Source organism: Pseudomonas sp. A-R-19 (assembly GCF_019956575.1).
GTDB lineage: Bacteria > Pseudomonadota > Gammaproteobacteria > Pseudomonadales > Pseudomonadaceae > Aquipseudomonas.
This window is the reverse complement of sequence record NZ_JAHBDR010000057.1, coordinates 1-18,536: the sequence shown is the minus strand read 5'-3', so window position 1 is coordinate 18,536 and position 18,536 is coordinate 1. Positions and strand designations below refer to the sequence as shown.

At 58.8% G+C, this 18,536-nt stretch carries 21 protein-coding genes; 5 read left to right on the top strand and 16 right to left on the bottom strand.

Going from position 1 to position 18,536, the window contains the following annotated elements:
* The first annotated feature begins 15 nt into the window (after positions 1–15).
* Positions 16–1,341, top strand: a complete 1,326-nt coding sequence (locus KGA88_RS15515; protein ID WP_110662459.1) for a sigma-54 dependent transcriptional regulator — start codon at positions 16–18, stop codon at positions 1,339–1,341.
* 1,066 nt (positions 1,342–2,407) lie between these two features.
* Here KGA88_RS15515 and KGA88_RS15510 read toward each other — a convergent pair.
* The 8 genes from KGA88_RS15510 to pnuC all read right to left on the bottom strand — a co-directional run bounded on the left by KGA88_RS15510 (position 2,408) and on the right by pnuC (position 8,664).
* Positions 2,408–3,715 carry a transporter gene (locus KGA88_RS15510; RefSeq protein ID WP_223592341.1) on the bottom strand — a complete coding sequence of 436 codons (1,308 nt, stop codon included), beginning with the start codon at positions 3,713–3,715 and terminating at the stop codon, positions 2,408–2,410.
* A gap of 45 nt (positions 3,716–3,760) precedes the next feature.
* Positions 3,761–4,522, bottom strand: coding sequence for a hypothetical protein (locus tag KGA88_RS15505; RefSeq protein ID WP_110662172.1), 762 nt, complete (start codon positions 4,520–4,522; stop codon positions 3,761–3,763).
* 26 nt (positions 4,523–4,548) lie between these two features.
* A complete protein-coding gene (locus KGA88_RS15500) occupies positions 4,549–5,229 on the bottom strand; it encodes a C39 family peptidase (RefSeq protein ID WP_110662173.1) in 681 nt (226 codons plus the stop codon).
* A gap of 61 nt (positions 5,230–5,290) precedes the next feature.
* Positions 5,291–6,118 (bottom strand): heme utilization protein, encoded by an 828-nt coding sequence (locus tag KGA88_RS15495; RefSeq protein WP_110662174.1) that lies wholly within the window; start codon positions 6,116–6,118, stop codon positions 5,291–5,293.
* A 65-nt stretch (positions 6,119–6,183) separates the two neighbouring features.
* On the bottom strand, positions 6,184–6,786 hold the full coding sequence (locus tag KGA88_RS15490; protein ID WP_223592339.1) for an adhesin: 603 nt from the start codon (positions 6,784–6,786) through the stop codon (positions 6,184–6,186).
* A 1-nt stretch (position 6,787) separates the two neighbouring features.
* Positions 6,788–7,234, bottom strand: a complete 447-nt coding sequence (locus KGA88_RS15485; protein ID WP_223592329.1) for a hypothetical protein — start codon at positions 7,232–7,234, stop codon at positions 6,788–6,790.
* Between the two features lie 345 nt (positions 7,235–7,579).
* Positions 7,580–8,104 carry an AAA family ATPase gene (locus tag KGA88_RS15480; RefSeq protein ID WP_223592320.1) on the bottom strand — a complete coding sequence of 175 codons (525 nt, stop codon included), beginning with the start codon at positions 8,102–8,104 and terminating at the stop codon, positions 7,580–7,582.
* The gene (pnuC, locus tag KGA88_RS15475) at positions 8,101–8,664 is read right to left on the bottom strand and encodes a nicotinamide riboside transporter PnuC (protein WP_110661091.1); all 564 of its coding nucleotides are present in this window, start codon (positions 8,662–8,664) and stop codon (positions 8,101–8,103) included. Before pnuC ends, KGA88_RS15480 begins: the two co-directional genes overlap by 4 nt.
* A 234-nt stretch (positions 8,665–8,898) precedes the next feature.
* On the opposite strand from pnuC, the gene KGA88_RS15470 reads away from it, so the two are divergent.
* Positions 8,899–9,729, top strand: a complete 831-nt coding sequence (locus tag KGA88_RS15470) for an undecaprenyl-diphosphate phosphatase (protein ID WP_223592318.1) — start codon at positions 8,899–8,901, stop codon at positions 9,727–9,729.
* Positions 9,726–10,154: a DUF1294 domain-containing protein gene (locus tag KGA88_RS15465; protein WP_110661089.1), complete on the top strand. Its 429-nt coding sequence runs from the start codon at positions 9,726–9,728 to the stop codon at positions 10,152–10,154. Before KGA88_RS15470 ends, KGA88_RS15465 begins: the two co-directional genes overlap by 4 nt.
* 11 nt (positions 10,155–10,165) lie before the next feature.
* Here KGA88_RS15465 and KGA88_RS15460 read toward each other — a convergent pair whose 3' ends face one another.
* Together KGA88_RS15460 and KGA88_RS15455 are read right to left on the bottom strand one after the other, a co-directional pair.
* Positions 10,166–10,525 carry an MmcQ/YjbR family DNA-binding protein gene (locus tag KGA88_RS15460; protein WP_110661088.1) on the bottom strand — a complete coding sequence of 120 codons (360 nt, stop codon included), beginning with the start codon at positions 10,523–10,525 and terminating at the stop codon, positions 10,166–10,168.
* Positions 10,522–11,430 carry a LysR substrate-binding domain-containing protein gene (locus tag KGA88_RS15455; RefSeq protein ID WP_223592315.1) on the bottom strand — a complete coding sequence of 303 codons (909 nt, stop codon included), beginning with the start codon at positions 11,428–11,430 and terminating at the stop codon, positions 10,522–10,524. Before KGA88_RS15455 ends, KGA88_RS15460 begins: the two co-directional genes overlap by 4 nt.
* Before the next feature lie 131 nt (positions 11,431–11,561).
* On the opposite strand from KGA88_RS15455, the gene KGA88_RS15450 reads away from it, so the two are divergent.
* On the top strand, positions 11,562–12,173 hold the full coding sequence (locus tag KGA88_RS15450; RefSeq protein WP_223592307.1) for an FMN-dependent NADH-azoreductase: 612 nt from the start codon (positions 11,562–11,564) through the stop codon (positions 12,171–12,173).
* Positions 12,174–12,342: 169 nt separating this feature from the next.
* Positions 12,343–13,380, top strand: coding sequence for an alpha/beta hydrolase family protein (locus KGA88_RS15445; RefSeq protein ID WP_103393273.1), 1,038 nt, complete (start codon positions 12,343–12,345; stop codon positions 13,378–13,380).
* Positions 13,381–13,478: 98 nt separating this feature from the next.
* Here KGA88_RS15445 and KGA88_RS15440 read toward each other — a convergent pair whose 3' ends face one another.
* The 6 genes from KGA88_RS15440 to KGA88_RS15415 all read right to left on the bottom strand — a co-directional run.
* Entirely contained in the window at positions 13,479–14,666 is a 1,188-nt protein-coding gene (locus KGA88_RS15440; RefSeq protein WP_223592305.1) for an MFS transporter, read from the bottom strand.
* Positions 14,667–14,892: 226 nt separating this feature from the next.
* The gene (locus KGA88_RS15435) at positions 14,893–16,479 is read right to left on the bottom strand and encodes an ABC-F family ATPase (RefSeq protein ID WP_103393275.1); all 1,587 of its coding nucleotides are present in this window, start codon (positions 16,477–16,479) and stop codon (positions 14,893–14,895) included.
* 20 nt (positions 16,480–16,499) lie between these two features.
* Positions 16,500–17,633 carry a tyrosine-type recombinase/integrase gene (locus KGA88_RS15430; protein ID WP_223592424.1) on the bottom strand — a complete coding sequence of 378 codons (1,134 nt, stop codon included), beginning with the start codon at positions 17,631–17,633 and terminating at the stop codon, positions 16,500–16,502.
* Entirely contained in the window at positions 17,534–17,881 is a 348-nt protein-coding gene (locus KGA88_RS31570) for a hypothetical protein (RefSeq protein WP_223592303.1), read from the bottom strand. Before KGA88_RS31570 ends, KGA88_RS15430 begins: the two co-directional genes overlap by 100 nt.
* The gene (locus KGA88_RS15420; RefSeq protein ID WP_223592301.1) at positions 17,881–18,288 is read right to left on the bottom strand and encodes a hypothetical protein; all 408 of its coding nucleotides are present in this window, start codon (positions 18,286–18,288) and stop codon (positions 17,881–17,883) included. Before KGA88_RS15420 ends, KGA88_RS31570 begins: the two co-directional genes overlap by 1 nt.
* Positions 18,285–18,536, bottom strand: a 252-nt coding sequence (locus KGA88_RS15415) for a hypothetical protein (RefSeq protein WP_223592299.1), incomplete at its 5' end; no start/stop codon positions are given. The genes KGA88_RS15420 and KGA88_RS15415, both read right to left, overlap by 4 nt.

Genomic DNA, 18,536 nt, shown 5'->3' with positions numbered 1-18,536 from the left:
CGCCAAGGAATAGTCATGAGTGATGCGCCTGTTTCACGACGTCTATTAGTGGTGGACCCTTGCGACGATTGCTATCGTCTGCTCCCCGGATTGCGCGCTATCGGTTGGGACGTTGATAGCTGCACGCTGGAGCACGCCGCTGACCGAACCTGTGACGTGGGCTTGTTACGCCTGCAGCCTTTTCACCTCGAACACCCCGAGGCCGTCAAGGAGTTGATCAGCCGCAGTGGTACCGAGTGGATAGCCGTCCTCAATCAGGAAATGCTGCGATTGCAAAATGTGGGCGACTTCGTCTGTGAATGGTTTTTTGACTTTCATACTTTGCCATTCGATGTGTCCCGGGTTCAGGTAACGTTGGGCCGGGCATTTGGCATGGCGCGGTTGCGAGGCCAGGGTACGGTCCATGTTGACCAACCCGAGCACGAATTGCTCGGCGACAGCAAACCTATCCGTGAACTGCGAAAACTGTTGAGCAAACTGGCTCCAACCGAATCTGCGGTGTTGATTCGCGGTGAAAGCGGCACTGGCAAGGAACTGGTCGCACGCACCCTGCATCGCCAGTCCCAGCGTCACAGCAAACCCTTTATTGCAATCAATTGCGGCGCGATTCCCGAACACTTGATCCAGTCCGAGTTGTTTGGTCATGAGAAAGGCTCATTTACCGGCGCACACCAACGCAAGGTCGGACGGATCGAAGCCGCCAACGGTGGCACTCTGTTTCTCGACGAGATCGGGGACCTGCCCCTGGAACTACAGGCCAACCTGTTGCGGTTCCTCCAGGAAAAACACATCGAGCGAGTGGGCGGCAGTCAGCCGATTGCCGTGGATGTGCGGATTCTGGCGGCGACGAATGTCGATCTGGAAGCCGCTATCGAGAAGAAACGCTTTCGCGAAGATTTGTATTATCGCCTGAACGTACTGCAGGTGGTGACCGTACCGTTGCGCGAGCGCCATGGTGACTTGTCGATGCTGGCCAACCACTTCTCCCATTTCTACAGCCGTGAAACCGGGCGTCGCCCACGCAGTTTCAGCGAAGATGCCTTGATTGCCATGGGCAAACACGACTGGCCAGGCAATGTTCGTGAACTGGCCAATCGCGTTCGTCGCGGGCTGGTGTTGGCCGAAGGCCGGCAGATCGAGGCCCGCGACCTGGGGTTGATCAGCCAGCATACGATCGCCGCGCCGATGGGCACCCTGGAAGAATACAAGACCCGGGCCGAACGCCAGGCGTTGTGCGATGTATTGAACCGCCACAGCGATAACCTGAGTGTCGCCGCCAAAGTACTGGGGGTGTCGCGACCGACCTTCTACCGGTTGTTGCACAAACATCAGATTCGCTGAACCCCAACTGCAAAAAAAGGTTCTTCACGCATTCCCGGGAAACTGTAGGAGCCGGCTTGCTGGCGATGGACTCAAGTTCGCCGCGTATATCCAGGTCACACGCGTAATCGTTAACGATCATCGCTGGCAAGCCAGCTCCTACAAAAGACCGCGTCCGAGTCGACAATGATGTGAACGCCAAACTGTAGGAGCCGGCTTGCTGGCGATGGACTCAAGTGCGCCGCGTTTGTCCGGTTTACGCGCGTTATCGTTAACGATCATCGCTGGCAAGCCAGCTCCTACACGGGACCGCGTCCTGGTGGAAATGATGTGAACACCAAACTGTAGGAGCCGGCTTGCTGGCGATGGACTCATGTGCGCCGCGGTTATCCCGGTCACACGCGTTATCGTTAACGATCATCGCTGGCAAGCCAGCGCCTACAAGGGACCGCGTCCGAGTCGAAATGATGTGAACACCAAACTGTAGGAGCCGGCTTGCTGGCGATGGACTCAAGTGCGCCGCGTTTATCCAGCCCACACGCGTTATCGTTGACGACCATCGCTGGCAAGCCAGCTCCTACACGGGGCCGCGTCCTGGTGGAAATGATGTGAACACCAAACTGTAGGAACCGGCTTGCTGGCGATGGACTCCAGTGCGCCGCGTTTATCCAGCCCACACGCGTTATCGTTAACGACCATCGCTGGCAAGCCAGCTCCTACAAAAGACCGCGTCCGGGTCGAAAATGATGTGAACACCAAACTGTAGGAGCCGGCTTGCTGGCGATGGACTCAAGTGCGCCGCGTTTATCCAGCCCACACGCGTTATCGTTAACGACCATCGCTGGCAAGCCAGCTCCTACACGGGACCGCGTCCTGGTGGAAATGATGTGAACACCAAACTGTAGGAGCCGGCTTGCTGGCGATGGATTCAAGTTCGCCGCGTATATCCCGGTCACACGCGTCATCGTTAACGATCATCGCTGGCAAGCCAGCGCCTACAAGGGACCGCGTCCGAGTCGGGCCTCCAAACCAGTGAAAGCCCCAAAAAAACCGCTGCGATGAAAGTTGCTGCGGTTTTTTGTTTGGGTCAGAAGTAGTAAGGGAATTTCAGGCTGAACTGGAAGTCCGGGGCATCGTCCGTCAGGCCGATGGACAGGTTGGGGACGATGGTCAGGTTGTCGGTGGCCGCAATGGTCATGCCGATGTTGAAGTAACCGGCGTTGGCATCGCTGGACACCACTGATTGCCAATCTCCGCCATCTTCCTTGAGCTTGCTTTTGCGTTGCACCAGGTCAGAGACCGAGAACGACATACTCATCTTTTCGTTCAGGGCAAACGCAATACCGGCGCCGATCTGGAAACTGTCGCCAATGCGTACTTTGCCCGGCGTCTTGAGCGCCGGATTGGAGCTGATGTCGTCGAAAGACTCTTCCAGGTTGTGCGTGTACGACAGGCTGCCGAACAGCACTGCCGGATCGAAGGTCTTGACCAAAGAGATCCCCGGCGTGATCGACCAGACCCCATTACCGGTAGGCAAGGACTCAGGCACGGCAAGGTTGGAGTTGGTGTCCACCCGAACCAGCTTGATGCCGAACGGGTCTTTGCCAGTCGGTGCCTTGACGCGCAAGGTCGCCACGGCATCCGGCGTGTTGGCCGACTCGTCGAGGAATTTGTAGGCGATACCGAAGTTGACGTCGCCAATGGCCGGGTCTTCCTTGACGGTATCTTCGGTCGTGACGTTTGCCGCGCCGTTATTGCCGCCACCGGACTGGTACGTAGATTGACGGTAGACCACCGGCACGTTCAGGTCGAACTGCCAGCGATTGTTGAAGTTGTAGCGGCCGGTGAGGTCCAGTGTCCAGGTGTCGGCCTTTATCCGGTCCAGGTTGATGGCGCCGAGAAATATCGAGTCCAGGGCGAGAAAACCGTTGAGGACCAACTGGCGGGTATCGTACCGGGAGTAGGTTATCCCGGTTTCGACGCTGAACTTGCCACCGCCGAAGAACCCGCTGGCCTCGTCATACAGGTTTGAAACGCTTTGCGCCGGTTGTGAGTCATCGGCCAGCGATTGTCCATACGAACTGCCGCTGCCCCCGACGGCCCCCCCTGAAGCCGCCGCGGCACCGGTGCCGGTGGCGACGTTTGGATTGCCCTTCAGGTCCGCTGGGGACTTGACCAGGCGTTTGGGCGGGGGCGAAGCGGGCTGCTCTTCGACCTGGCGGACCCGTTGCTCAAGAACCGCCAAGGCTTTTTGCTGGACTTCGTATCGTTGTTTCAACTCCAGAAGCTCTCGTTTGAGAGCCTCCAGTTCCGGGTCAGGTGCTGCCTGCACCATCGCCATCGGGAGTAGAGAGCACAAGCATATAACTGCACGCAGTGATACCAATCGGTACATGAAAAAGCCGCCCATTTGTGCCCAATGCTCGTGTCTCAGCGTAGCTCAATACCCCAAGGTCCGTAATGCAGCGAGTTGGTTCAGGTTGTAGCCCAATGCACCAGCACTCGGGCTTTTATTGTCGAGCACGACGCTGAGTCGAGTCAGGTTGTTGACCACATTGCTGCTGCCCAGCAACCGGGTGTCTTGCAGCAACCCGCCTTGGGCGACCTGTTGCAGGCTTGAGCCCTGGTTGTTGTTGGCGGTAATGGCCACCTGAACGCCGCCGCCGGTCGCGGACACGGCGACACTGCCTGCAGCATTGCTGCCGGTGATGGTTTCACCGGCTATCAGTGCCTGGCCCCGGCTCGGCACCGGCGCAGGGGCCGTGCTGGCCTCTTTGACGTTGATGGCGATCTTGTTGTTTGAACTGTTGCCATCGCCTGCAGCCCGTGTGACCTGGGTGATGCCCTGAGAGGTGCCCAGCCCGGCGCCACCCGTTACACGACCGGTACCCGAGTTGGGCGAACCGCCTTTACCGTTGTGTTTGATGGTTGAAACGTAGAACTCGGGCTTGACCGTTGCGGCTTGAAGTCGCATCGAGGTGGTTGCCCCGATCAGATCACCACTGGCGTTGCGCCAGGTACTGCTCATGACAACACCGAAGCTGATGATCCGCCCCGGCATCACATACCGGCCACGCAACTCGGCCAGTTCCTGGTCCTTGATTTCGATGGGACTAAACTCATCAGCAAAACCTAAAGTGTTCGCTGCCAGACAGGTAGCGAACACCCAATACGAGGTTTTCATTTGCTGCTCCCGGAGCATCCTGCCCCCAATCATCTTATTGGCGATTAAAAGAAATCGCTCTGTATGAAACCAAAATCCATCAGTTCAGCATCCTTGACCGGGTTGAAGTTATCCATCTTGTTCTTGGCAGTCAGCGGCTCCGGTGGACTGCGTAACGCATTGGTTTTGTCGTAACCGGGGCCGATGATAGCGAAGACAATGCCATTCCAGCCTTTGACAAAATCATCATGGGAGTAGCGTTTGTGACCGAGCACCGGGTCGCCGATGTAGACCCAGTTCTTGTCCGCCCGTTGCAACACCACGAAGTGCTTGTAGCCGCGAATTTCCATCAGTACCACCACCGGAATCGTCACCGCATCGAGTCTTTCAGGCGGGATCTTGTAGCCCCGGGCGCGCATGCCGATGCGCTCTATGTAGCGCTTCATGTCCAGCATGGAAAAACCCTGGGTACGCACAAGGTCCTGGTCTGCGGTGACCAGCATGCCCTTGATGATGTGCTCTTCATCGACGTCAAGCCAATAGGCCTGGCGCAGTATTGTTGCCAGCGCGGCGGCACCGCAGCTGAAATCGGTTTTCTGTTCGACGATGTCGCTGAACCTGCGCTCACGCAAACTCTGTACGTGCTTGTACACCAGCACGCCGCCCGGCAGGGCGGCAACCGGCATCTGTGCGGCCTGGGTCAGCCCAGACAGGCAGAGCAGGGCGAAAAGGGCCGTCTTATGCATGGACGATACGCCTTCAGACCGAGGAAAAGCGCCGTCGCCGAGGCTTTCATGACGGTCGCGATTATGGGCATGATTTGCAGCCTGCGGCGATGGACAGCGAGTTGCTTTGCTGGTTGCCGACGCCGGACGATACGTTGGCTCCGCCGTTGCCGGAGAAGTTGTTCATCGAGCTCGTGATCGAAGCATTGTTGGTTACAGGGGGTTTCCAGCCTTCCAGCGTCATCACTTGTTGAGTGGTTATGCCGGACAGACCGAGTACGCCCACGGGTACGAAATCAGTCCTGGCGTTGTTGGTGACGTTCAGCCCGGACGTGCTTTGGTTAGCCGCCGCTGCGGCAACTGCTACACGGCCGCCCGAAACGGCAATCGCCAGGTTGTTTTTCTGTTGGTTGAAGTCGCCGGTGGTCACATTGATGCCGATGTTGCCGGAACCGCTGTTGCCAGCGTTATTGAGCGTTGTGTTGTTGGTGTTGGAGTGGTTCCTGGCGGTGTTGCCGGTGCTCTTCTGAGTCGCGCTGGAGACGGTGACGGCGGAGCCGAAGATGAAGGCTTCGTCCGCGGTGGCAAGGGCGGCGGCGTTGTCTTGCTGGTTGCCGTTACCGGCTGCAACGTTGGCGCCCATGTTGCCGTTGGAGTTGTTCAGGGAGTTATCGATTATGGCGTCGTTTTTGGTACCCCGGTTCACTACCCCGCTGTCACTGCTTTCCTGCGAGTCCAGCACGGCGGCCCCGGCGCCTGAGGTAATCTGCAGAATCTGATCCAGCGACGGGCCATTAGGCTGTTGGTTGCCGCCCTGTCCATTGCCCTGCACGGGATCAGCCTGGGCTGCGAATGCCATCACTGCTGCCAGGGCGAAAGCCAGTGGTTTGAGAGCAGTTGTCGGGTTCATGGTGATTCTCCGTGCTCATTTGTTGGTCAAGTGTTGGTACTTCCCCATTCGCACTGTATCGGGGGTCAGTCAGAGACCCGGATACTCAGGGTGTTAGCCATTCGGTTCCCCACCCCGGCACTTTGGTTCACCTGGATCACGCCCCGGCTGCCAGTGAAGGCCTGGTCGCTCGTCACGACCTGGCGACTGCCGTTTGGTGTGCCAGTTGCTCCCGAGCCCGGTAGCAACGCCACGTTCTGTTGAGAAAGAGTGCTGTCGTCGATGGCTTGCGGTGCAGCGCCGATGCTGATACGCAGGGCGTTGGCCATCTGGTTGTTCGCCCCGGCACTCTGGTTGACGCCCAGTACGCCGTTGCCATTACTGAAAGAGGTGCCGCCGATATTGGCCGTCGCATCCATCGACGGATTGGCGGGCGTGGTGATTTTCTGCCTGACGCTGGTGGTCGCGCCGACTTCGGTACCAATGGCGATCGCGCGGACGTTGGCCTGCTGCTGTTGATCACCTGCCGCCTGGTTGACGCTGAAGTTACCTCGGTATTGGGCACCGGAATCCAGGAGGGTGGCGTTGTTCACCGAGCTGACGCCCGAATCGGCCATCACGCTGGTGCTGCCGAGCAGGGCAAGTAGCAGGGCAGTTAACAGGGCAGGTAAAAGAAGGGAACGATCCATCTCATTGCCCCCCCGCCATTCTGCCCAGTGAGCCCAGGCCGGTGCTCATGGCGCGGTTGATTGTTCCGGAAATGGCGCCGCCACTGCCACCACCGTGTCCGACGGACATGCCAGGCAAACCGTTGGGGTTGGTGACGACATTCAGGCCTTGCATGCCGCCCGGGTTTTGCCCGAAGTTGTTATGAGGGGTCGTTCCGGTGGTTACCCCGGCGATATCGGCGTCGCTGAGTTCGCCGGTGACGCGGGCAGAAGGATTGGCACTGATGGTGGCCGGGTTCGGATCCCTGCCGCCACTGCGACCGATGAGCGTTGGGTGAACGGTACGATCAAGCACGATGACACCGTTGCCTTCGGCTTGAACGTTGAAACTGAGAACAGTGCCGGCAGCGCTCGCGATCAGCAGGAGGCACATCAAGCCTTTTTTTTTGAATATCTCCACGACATTCATTCCTTCATTTGTAAGCTGGCCCCGGTCAGCTGTGTAAGGCATAGAGCGAAAGCTGTGCCGCCTTTTGAATATCGAGTTGATTCAATGGCTTACAGACTTGGATCGGGAACCTTTTGTCGAGGGTGTACCAACGGTGAGACAAAACCCTGCGCAGGCAACCCGTAATTGCGGAGCAACCCCTCTGGAACAAGGGTTCTAGCGTTTTTGTAACAACGCCTTAACACATTGGTGAGCAAACGAGGCAGGGCGTTGAAATGGGTAGTTTCAGGCAGGGAGGTTGTTTCAGGATCGGACACTTTCCCCCCCACAGCAGGGGGAGGATGGGGAAAATGCCCCAAACGCCGGTCAGGCGTCGAGCAATCGGGTCACGGCATTCAGTGCCTGGAGTCGGCGTTGCGCCCAATCTCCGCGCAGTACTTGAACCGGTTGTGCGTGGCGCTCAAGCCACGTGAGGGTCTGCTCGAAAAAAGCCTGGCGCTCACTCAATCGGGGCTGGCAACGCTGGCCGTCATCCGTCCAGTCGACGTGTTCCGGCGACAGCAGCAAGTGCAAGTCGTAATGCCGGTCCAGTAATGCTTGCTCAATCCAGACGGGGCATTCGCCAAACAGGGTGTGACTCCAGAGGATGTTGCTCAGCAGGTGCGTGTCGAGGATGAGCAAAGGCGGTTGTTGCGCCCGCGCCTGGTCTTCCCATGCCAATTGACCGCGGGCGATGGGCGTGATGTCGGCCAGCGTGGTGTCCCGCGGATTCTGCTCAATGAACCAGCGCACATACTCGTCAACCAGAATCCCGCCGAAACGCTGTTGCAACTCCGCCGCCAGCCAGCTTTTACCGCTGGATTCGGGGCCTGTGAGGACCAGGACTTTCATGCGCGCAATGCCGGATCGGCGCGCCATTCGCGCCAGCCCTGTACGGCGATAACGGCGAACAGCCCATACAGGGTGGCGGTCAGGTACAGGTCCTTATAGATGAACAGCCCGACGAAAATCACATCCAGGGCGATCCACAACGGCCAGCACTGCACGCGTTTTTGCGCCATCCAGACTTGCGCCACCAGGCTGAACCCGGTCAGCGCCGCATCGAGCCAGGGTTGCGCGGCATCGGTCCAGTGGGCCATGGCCGCCCCCAGCAACAGACTGCCGACTGCGCCAATGGCAAGGCTCAACACCACGGATCGAGCGTCGAGCCGGCTGACTTCGCGGCCATGGGTCGTTTCACCCACCCGCGTCCACTGCCACCAGCCGTAAAGTTGCAAGGCGGCATAGACGATTTGCAGCAGCATGTCCGAATACAGCTTCACCTCAAAAAAGATCCAGCTGTATAGCAGCACCATGACCAGGCCGATGGGCCAGCACCAGGGGTTCTGTTTGACTGTCAGCCAGACGGCAATGACACCGAGGGCGGCGGCAAACAGTTCAAGCCCGGACATGGAGGTTCCTTGGGGAAAAATGAAGAAGGGGGCGGATTGTAACCGTCGATCGGACTTGTCTGATAGGATTTCGGCCCCGCACGGATAAACCCGACTCAGGGTGGTTTTTTCACAGGGTTTTTACGGTTCTGTGGTGATCATTGAGGCGCGGGGGATCAGCTACGCTGGTCGCATTGTAAGTTTTTGAAAAATACTAACGGGGCATGCCGGCGCGCATAGCCTTTTGGGGGATTGATGGATCTTTGGACCGCCTTTCAGGCATTGATTCTTGGGGTTGTAGAAGGGCTGACCGAGTTCCTGCCCATTTCCAGTACGGGCCACCAGATCATCGTGGCCGACTTGCTCGGCTTCGGCGGCGAGCGGGCGATGGCGTTCAACATCATCATTCAACTGGGTGCCATCCTGGCGGTGGTGTGGGAGTTTCGCCGCAAGATCTTCGACGTGGTCATCGGCCTGCCGACCCAGCCGGCTGCCCGGCGGTTTACCGCGAATCTGTTGATCGCATTCTTGCCGGCCGTGGTGTTGGGCGTCATTTTCGCCGACCTGATCCACGAGTACCTGTTCAATCCGATCACCGTGGCAACGGCACTGGTCATAGGCGGCATCATCATGCTGTGGGCCGAGCGCCGTCAGCATGAAGTGCACGCCGAAACCGTGGACGACATCACCTGGAAAGATGCCCTGAAAGTTGGCTTCGCCCAATGCCTGGCCATGATTCCGGGCACTTCGCGTTCGGGCTCGACGATCATCGGCGGGTTGCTGTTCGGCCTGTCGCGCAAGACCGCTACCGAGTTCTCGTTCTTCCTGGCGATGCCTACCATGGTCGGCGCGGCGGTGTACTCGGGTTATAAATACCGCCACCTGTTTGTCCCGGCGGATTTCCCGGTGTTCGCGATCGGCTTCGTCACCGCGTTCATCTTCGCGATGATTGCCGTCCGCGGGCTGCTCAAGTTCATCGCCAACCACAGCTATGCGGCGTTTGCCTGGTATCGCATCGTGTTCGGCCTGATCATCCTGGCGACCTGGCAATTCGGCTGGGTTGACTGGAGCGCGGCCAAGCCGTGAGTGACTCGCGCTCGCGCAATAACCCCGGACGCCAGTCCGGGGGACAGGTCCGTTATCCACGGCTGAAGTGGCTGGTGTTTGCCATCCTGTGCGCGTTGCCGCTGTCGGGTTCGGTGTCGTTCTGGCTGCATGGGGAGTCTCTGATTCCCCTGGCGGCCTACGGCATCGTCAGCGTCGTGACGTTTTTCCTGTACTGGAGCGACAAGCGCAAGGCGCGCGCCGAGCAATGGCGCACACCGGAGAATGTCCTGCATGCGCTGGAACTCGCCGGAGGCTGGCCCGGGGCGTTGTTGGCCCAGCAAGCGTTTCGACACAAAACGCGCAAGGTGTCGTTTCAGTTGGTGTTCTGGCTCATCGTGCTGCTGCACCAAGTGTTCTGGATCGATCACCTGTTCCTCGGCGCAAACCTGTTCGCCTTGTTCTGATAAAGAAGGCTTTATAACAGGAGTCCGACTTGAGTCCGCTTTGGCAGTCTGCTCACCACCAATTGATGGGAGCGCTGCAGCAAACCCTGTAGTTCTTCGCTACCGAGCGGGTAGGGCGTTTCCATGATGATCCACTGCGCGCGCGCCAGATAAGGCGCCGGATGAATCCCCGGGCGGTCGCAATGGCCGAGAAACAAGTCCTTGTCGACCTTGAAGGCCAGGGAATCACCCCGTAACCCCTGCAAGGCGAACATCTTGTTCCCGGCAATCGAAAACACCCGCACGCCTCCCCATTTATAGTCTTCCCGAGCGCCGGGCAGGGTCAGGCAATACTTCGCGACATCCTCTTCGCTCATCCGTCCAGCTTTCATAACAATCTTTCCCCACAGGCATTGAAGGATTCGACCAAATGGTCAATCCAGGCGCGTACCGCCGGCATCACTCCGCGTCGATGAGGATAGACCGCTTGCAGCCAGCCACCGGGCAACGACCAGTCGGGTAACAACTGTACCAGCGAGCCGTTTTCCAGTTCCTGCTCGCAATACATCATGGGCAGCATCGTAAAGCCCAGACCTGATAGGGTGCTGGCCTTGCGCACGATAAAGTCGTCGATGCCCAGCCGTGCCTCGAGCGCGAGTTCACAACTTTTACCCTTTTGATCCAGCATGCGGATGTGCACCATGCGGTCGGGTTCGAGGGCACCAAGTACCGGCAGGCTTTTCAGATCCTCGGGATGATTGATCTCGCGGCCAACGAGAAAAGCGGGGCTGGCGACCATCAGCATCTGCGCCTGGCGCAGGCGGCGGGTGACCAGCAGCGGGTCTTCGTCGCCCAGTTCCCGCACGCGCAGGGCCACGTCAATGCCTTCGTTTACCAAGTCGACCCGGCGGTTGAGCAGCATGACCTCCAGCTGGACTTGCGGAAACCGCTCCAGAAAGTCGCTGATCACCCCCGGCAATATTTCGTGGGCCAGCCCGACCGGGCAGGACACCCGCAAGCGTCCACGGGGCTCGCTGGACATGCTGGCCACGGCCTCGTCGGCCATTTCCGCCTCCAGCAGCATCGCCTGACAGTGCCTGAGGTAGCGTTCACCCACGGCAGTCAGTTTCAGCTGTCGGGTGGTGCGTTGCAGTAATCGTGCGCCAAGGCGTTCTTCCAGTTCGGCGATGCGACGTGACAGTCGGGACTTGGGGATGCCCAGCAAACGCCCGGCTGCCGCGAATCCCCCGGCTTCCACGACTTTGGCGAAGTAATACAGGTCGTTGAGGTCTTGCATGATGTGAATCCGATTGTTCTATCTGTGAGACGAACTATCGCATTGTTGCCGTCTAATCAGCTATTGGTTTCGTCTGTAGGATTAGTCCCATCAGATCGCCCTTGTGGGCGATCCTCACCTGGAGATCCCACATGAAACTGCTGCATATCGATTCGAGCATCCTGGGCGACAACTCGGCTTCCCGTCAGTTGAGCGGTGAAGTCGTCAAGGCCTGGCAAGCCGCCGAGTCAACCGCCGTGGTGACCTACCGTGACCTGGCCGCCGACGCGATCAGCCACTTCTCGGCCAACACCCTGGTTGCCGCCGGCACCACTGCTGAACTGCGCGACGCCGCACAACAGCACGAAGCCGAACTGAGTGCCTCGACCCTGGCCGAATTCCTCGCCGCCGATGCCGTGGTGATTGCCGCACCGATGTACAACTTCACCATCCCGACTCAGTTGAAGGCCTGGATCGACCGTATCGCCGTTGCCGGTCAGACCTTCCGCTACACCGAAGCGGGCCCTGAAGGCCTGTGCGGCGGCAAGAAAGTGGTGATCGTCTCGACGTCTGGCGGTATGCACGCCGGTCAGGCAACCGGTGTTGCCCACGAAGAATACTTGAAGTTGCTGTTCGGTTTCATCGGCGTCACCGACATCGAAATCGTCCGCGCCGAAGGCCTGGCTTACGGTGACGACGTGCGCAACAAAGCCATGAGCGCTGCCCACGCGCAAATCAGCGAGCAGTTGTTCGCCGCCGCGTAAGGCTTGCGTAAAAGTAAGCAACCGTTCAGGTAATGCCCCAAAAAACTCTGTATTCTGGTTACGCAAGTACCAGCTACGGAGTTTTTTGTTTCTGGTCGTTTCAGATTGTGGCCCGACTTATGCTTTCCAGGGTCTACGTCTCAAGTCCGGTAACAAGGTGGGGCATCCCATGGTGCGTCTTTGTGCAACTTTACTGATTTGCCTGCTCAGCAGCCTGAATACAGTGCACGCCGCGCCTGCGCCGCATCCTCACTGGAGCGTCGGCTTCCATGAGATGACCTTTCTCGATCCGCTGGACCTGCAGCCGATGCGCGCCATCGCCTTCTATCCTTCCAGTGACTGGGAGCACACCAGCAAACTCGAGGGTTACACCGTCGAAGCCGGGGAGGACACCAAGGTCGCCATTGGCCGCTTCCCCATGCTGATGCTGTCCCACGGGAACACCGGCACGCCACTGGCGTTGCACGACCTCGCCACCTCTCTGGCACGCAAGGGCTTTGTCGTGGTGGCAGTGATCCACCCGGGTGACAACTCCAGGGACCACAGCCGCCTCGGTACTTTGAGTAACCTGTATGGTCGACCGATCCAGATTTCCGAAGCCATAACCGCGACTTTGGGCGACCGCATGCTGTCGCCTTTCGTCAATGCCAATCAGGTGGGGGTCATTGGCTATTCGGCCGGTGGCGAGACCGCATTGATTCTGTCCGGCGCGACACCGGACCTGGATCGCCTGCGCCGTTATTGCCAGGAGCGTCCGGATGACCGCGATGCCTGCAACACCCAGGGCGAACTGATTGTCGACCGCGACGACCTGCAACCGGTGGCCGATCCGCGTGTCCATGCCTTGATGCTGATGGCGCCGCTGAGCCTGAAGTTCGGCCGTCACACCTTGGCCGATGTGCATGTGCCGGTGCTGCTTTACAGCGGCGATGGCGACAAACTGGTGGCGGTCGACAAGAACGCCGCAGCCCTGGCGCGCAAACTGCCGACAGCGCCGGACTTCAAGTTACTGGCCGGGGCAGGGCACTTCGTATTCATGGCGCCGTGCAATGACGAGCAGATTGCGATCATGCCCGCATTGTGCACCGATGCCGATGGTGTCGATCGGCAAGACATTCACCGCAATTTGATCTCTGAAGCCGGAAGTTTCTTCTCGCGTACTTTGGGCAGGGCGACCCGCGCCGGGATGCAGACCGCCGATCAGTAATGCGCCAGATATCCTGTGGGAGCGGGCTTGCTCGCGAAGGCGGTGGCACCTGCGCCACATTAGTTACCGTCAGACCGCTATCGCGAGCAAGCTCGCTCCTACACCATTGCGCGGCGCTTGAGCAGCAACGTCAGGCCCAAACCTGTCACCGACAACAACGCCGCACAGAAGAAAATCCACCCGTAACCCAGGTTCAACGCCACTGCACCCATCAACGGGCCGGCGATTGCCAGCGCCAGGTCGAAAAACACCGCATAAGCACTCAAGCCCGCGCCCCGGCTGGAGTTAGGCACCTGTTTAATGGCTTCGACACCCAGCGCCGGGTACACCAGGGACAGACCGAACCCGGTCAGGCCGGCGCCAATGAGCGCATACCCGGTCGAAGGAGCCAGCCACAGCAACACCAGGCCAACCGTCTCGATGCACATGCAGGCAATGGCCGAGGTGAACCCGCCGAAACGGCTGATGGCGGAAATGAACAGTAGCCGCGATAGAATGAAACACACGCCAAACACGGTCAGGCAGTAGGCCGCGCCGGTCCAGCCGCGATTGACGTAATACAGGGTGATAAAGGTCGTCAGCGTGCCGTAGCCAATGGATGCCAGGCTCAGGCTCGCGCCAAACGGCGCAATGCGCCCGAATACCGCCCAGAACGGCAGGCGCTCACCGCGTACCACGGGTACCGAGGGCTTGTTGCGAATCAGCATCAGTGCGGCCAGGGCCAGCAGCGACAGGACGATGCCCAGGCTGGCGAAGCCGAGTTGTTGCACCATCACCACGCCCAGCGGCGCACCAATGGCAATCGCCCCATAAGAGGCGATGCCGTTCCAGGATATCGAGCGCGCAGTGTGCTCGGCGCCAACCTGGCCCATGCACCAACTGATGGTGCCGACGCCGATCAAGCCTTGGGCAATCCCCAGCAGCAAGCGCCCTGCGATCAAAATCAGCAGGCTGAGCAAGGGAATGTCTTGCAACAGGGTCGAGAGCAAGGTCAGCACGCCACTGAGCACAATTCCCGACAGGCCATAGATGATTGCGCGCTTGGTGCCGACGCTGTCCGACATCCGCCCGGCCATGGGCCGGCTGAGCAGGGTGGCGAGGTATTGCGAGCCGATGGTCAGCCCGGCCACGACGGCGCTGAACCCGAGCTGTTCGTGGACATAACCCGGCAACACCGCAATCGGCAAACCGATGCAGAGGAAGGCAATGAAGGTGTAGAAAACGATAGAGACGATCTGCAAGGTGATCGCCATGGAGCTTTGCGGGGCAGCTTGCGGCGCAGACATGAGGGCTCGTTCGCGGGCGGCGGTGGGAGAACTGCATCATGGCGCGGCGTTGGGATAAAAGGAAGCAGGCTAACGATATTTCAGGGGCAACCCGACTGTAGGAGCAGCCGGTCGACGCTCGATCGCTCGCGAAAAACGTCTGGATAACGCGTTCATTCAGGTTGCACGCGTTATCGTTGTCGTCCATCGCGAGCGAGCTCGCTCCTACAAGTGCAGCGAGGTTGTTTTAGAACACCACACCCTGGCTACGCAGGTAGTCGTCGTAGGTGCCACTGAAGTCGGTCACGCCGTTCGGGCTCAACTCGATGATGCGGGTGGCCAGGGACGATACGAACTCACGGTCGTGGCTGACGAAGATCAGCGTGCCCGGATAGTTTTCCAGCGCCAGGTTCAGCGCTTCGATCGATTCCATGTCCAGGTGGTTGGTCGGTTCGTCCATCACCAGTACGTTCGGCTTTTGCAGGATCAGCTTGCCGAACAGCATGCGGCCTTGCTCACCACCGGAGATGACCTTGACCGACTTGAGGATCTCGTCGTTGGAGAACAGCATGCGGCCCAGGGTGCCGCGAATGACCTGCTCGCCCTGAGTCCACTGGCCCATCCAGTCGAACAGGCTGACGTCGTCTTCGAAGTCATGGGCGTGGTCCTGGGCGTAGTAGCCCAGCTCCGCGCTTTCGGTCCATTTCACGGAACCGGCGTCCGGGGTCAGCTCACCCATCAAGGTGCGCAGCAGGGTGGTCTTGCCGATACCGTTCGGGCCGATGATCGCTACGCGCTCGCCGGCTTCGACGGTGAAGCTGAAGTTCTTGAACAGGGTCTTGCCGTCGAAGCCCTTGGACATCTGCTCGATGGTCACGGCCTGGCGGTGCAACTTCTTGGTCTGTTCGAAACGGATGAACGGGCTCACGCGGCTCGATGGCTTGACCTCGGCCAGCTGGATCTTGTCGATCTGCTTGGCACGGGAAGTGGCCTGCTTGGCTTTCGAGGCGTTGGCCGAGAAGCGGCTGACGAACGTTTGCAGTTCCGAGATCTGGGCTTTCTTCTTGGCGTTGTCCGACAGCAATTGCTCACGGGACTGAGTCGCCGCGGTCATGTACTCGTCGTAGTTGCCCGGGAACAGACGCAACTCGCCGTAGTCCAGGTCAGCCATGTGAGTGCAGACGCTGTTGAGGAAGTGACGGTCGTGGGAAATGATGATCATGGTGCTGTTACGCGCCTTGAGGATCGTTTCCAGCCAGCGGATGGTGTTGATGTCCAGGTGGTTGGTCGGTTCGTCGAGCAACAGCACTTCCGGATCGGAGAACAGTGCCTGAGCCAGCAACACCCGCAGTTTCCAGCCCGGAGCCACTTCGGACATCGGACCGAAATGCTGCTCCAGGGGAATACCCAGGCCCAGCAGCAGTTCACCGGCGCGGGATTCGGCGGTGTAGCCGTCCATTTCGGCGAATTCGGTTTCCAGCTCGGCCACGGCCATGCCGTCTTCTTCGCTCATTTCCGGCAGCGAATAGATGCGGTCGCGCTCGGCCTTGACCTTCCACAGTTCTTCGTGACCCATGATCACGGTGTCGATCACGGTGAATTCTTCGTAGGCGAACTGGTCCTGGCGCAATTTACCCAGGCGCACGTTCGGCTCCAGCATGACCTGACCGCCGGACGGCTCGAGGTCGTTGCCGAGAATCTTCATGAAGGTCGACTTGCCGCAACCGTTGGCGCCGATCAGGCCGTAACGGTTGCCACCGTTGAACTTGACCGAAACGTTTTCGAAGAGCGGCTTGGCGCCGAACTGCATCGTGATGTTAGCTGTGGAGATCAATTACCTTACCTATCAATGGGTTAGAGCTGGTCTTTTTTGCCTGATACCGATTTGATACCAATCTGGAGCTTTTCCAGCTCCGCCCAGTCTGAGCTTGAGTTGAGCCAACGCGCATACGTCGTCAGCAACATTTGGACACTGTGGCCAAGCTGCTGAGCGATGAATGCGGGGTTCATGTTGGACATTAAGCATATTGTCGCATAAGTATGACGGCAGTTGTACGGCGGTCGATAAGGCATCGTCAGCGCTTTGAGTGCCGGACCCCACTGTTTGTGCAGATCGGAGGTCTGTTTGATGTACTCGCTGTTCTTCGACGGCGGAAACACGTAGGGCGTGGTCTTGACCTTGCCAATGCCTTTGGCACGGCGCTCGGCGTACTGGCGGGCAAACTCCAGCGCGTGCAGCGCTCGCTCGTTCAGCAGCACGAACCGATCCTTTCCGGTTTTGGTGCGCTCTTCTACAACACCCAACGCCACTGTGCGGCAGACATGAACCTGGCGTTTCACTTGGTCAATGGCATCCCAGCGGAGCGCGGCGACTTCAGACAGGCGAAGCCCGGTGAAGAACGCGAACTCAAAGAATGCGGCGTAAATTCCACTGGGCCAATGTTGTGTCTGGTACAGGTGATCGATGATTCGGTTGGCTTCGTCCAGGGAAAACGGGTTGATCTCCTTGCGCCCCCGTTTTGGGAGATCGATCATCTTGGCCGGATTTTTCTTGATCAGCTCTTCAGCAACTGCCGCCTCAAGGATTGTCGAGAGTTTGACCAGCGCATTGCGTCGCACACCTGGGGACGTCCACTCCGTAGCCGCAATGATGCGGCGAAGGAGCGTGGTGGTGATCAGGTCGATGCGTACCAAGGCAAGTGGTGGAATCCAGTAGAGATTGAGTGCGCCCTTGTAGTTGTTGCGAGTACCTTCAGCGATGACCCGACCATCAAGCCATAGCTGTGCGTACTCGTGGAAGTTTGGAATGCCACCGAGTGGGGTAGTCGATCCGGGGAACAGCTCGGCGTACTTGGCGTCATCCAAGAGGCCGAGCTTGATCAGGTTGTCTACTTGATCGCGTAATTGGGATGCAGCTTTAATGCCTTTCTGCGTCGTGGGGAAGGGGAGTGTTTCGCTTCGGCGGGTACCGTTCCAAGTAAAACGAATCCTGAGGGATTTGCGGAAGAGTTCAACTCCATTGGGCAAATCCATTGTGCTTCTTCCCATTCGTAATACCTTTTTCTGCTGTACATGATGCGGTTGCCGAGCTTGTTCCAGACGCCTTCGGGTATCTGTTTGCGGGCACGCCGAGTTGCGAGTGCTCTGAATGAAATGCCCAGGATGTGAGCCATGACTTCTTCCGATACCTTGTCTACTTCGGGGTGGGGCAGCGTCCCCGGTTCGATATTGGCCATCACTGATTCTCCTTCGCGCGCCGTGCGATGCCTTCAGCCTGGCGCTGCTTGCTGCATTGTTCGTGGTTGCCATGCGCGCGCGATTTATCGCACTTGTCGCAGATGATGTTGCATTCAGGGCTGGCGTGCAGGTGAGCGACTGGGCGGTTACGGGTCGACTTGCGCGGGCAGACCTCGTACACGTCAGTAATGTAGTGCTCGGCACTTGGGTGGTTGCGTTTGTGCATGCTGATGGCTTTAGGGTTGTGATTGATCGCAATGTCGACCGCCTTACCCGTTGCCATTTCTTGGCCCATGGTCGCGCCTCCGCCTCCAGCGAATAGGTCGACGCGGATCTCGCCGGCAAGGTCTAGGCCGAACTGAGTAATGCAAGCGGTAACGATCGGGGTGGGGTTGAAGGAGGTCATACCGCACCCCTGTGGACGGCAGTCGCAAAGCTGGGCAAGCTCGGCAAAATCCCCATGGCAGGAGGCCATGGTCTGATATGAGGCTTAATACTTTGTCGAATTTGAAAGTTGTGAGCGTATGTGTTGCCGCTGACCGAAAACTGACCCAGTAAAGGCTGTTCTGCCGACTGAAAACTGACCCAGGTGTTCAACTGCTTCTGCTCAATTTTTGAGCAGGAGAACACAGGGTGATCAGCATGGAAATGATG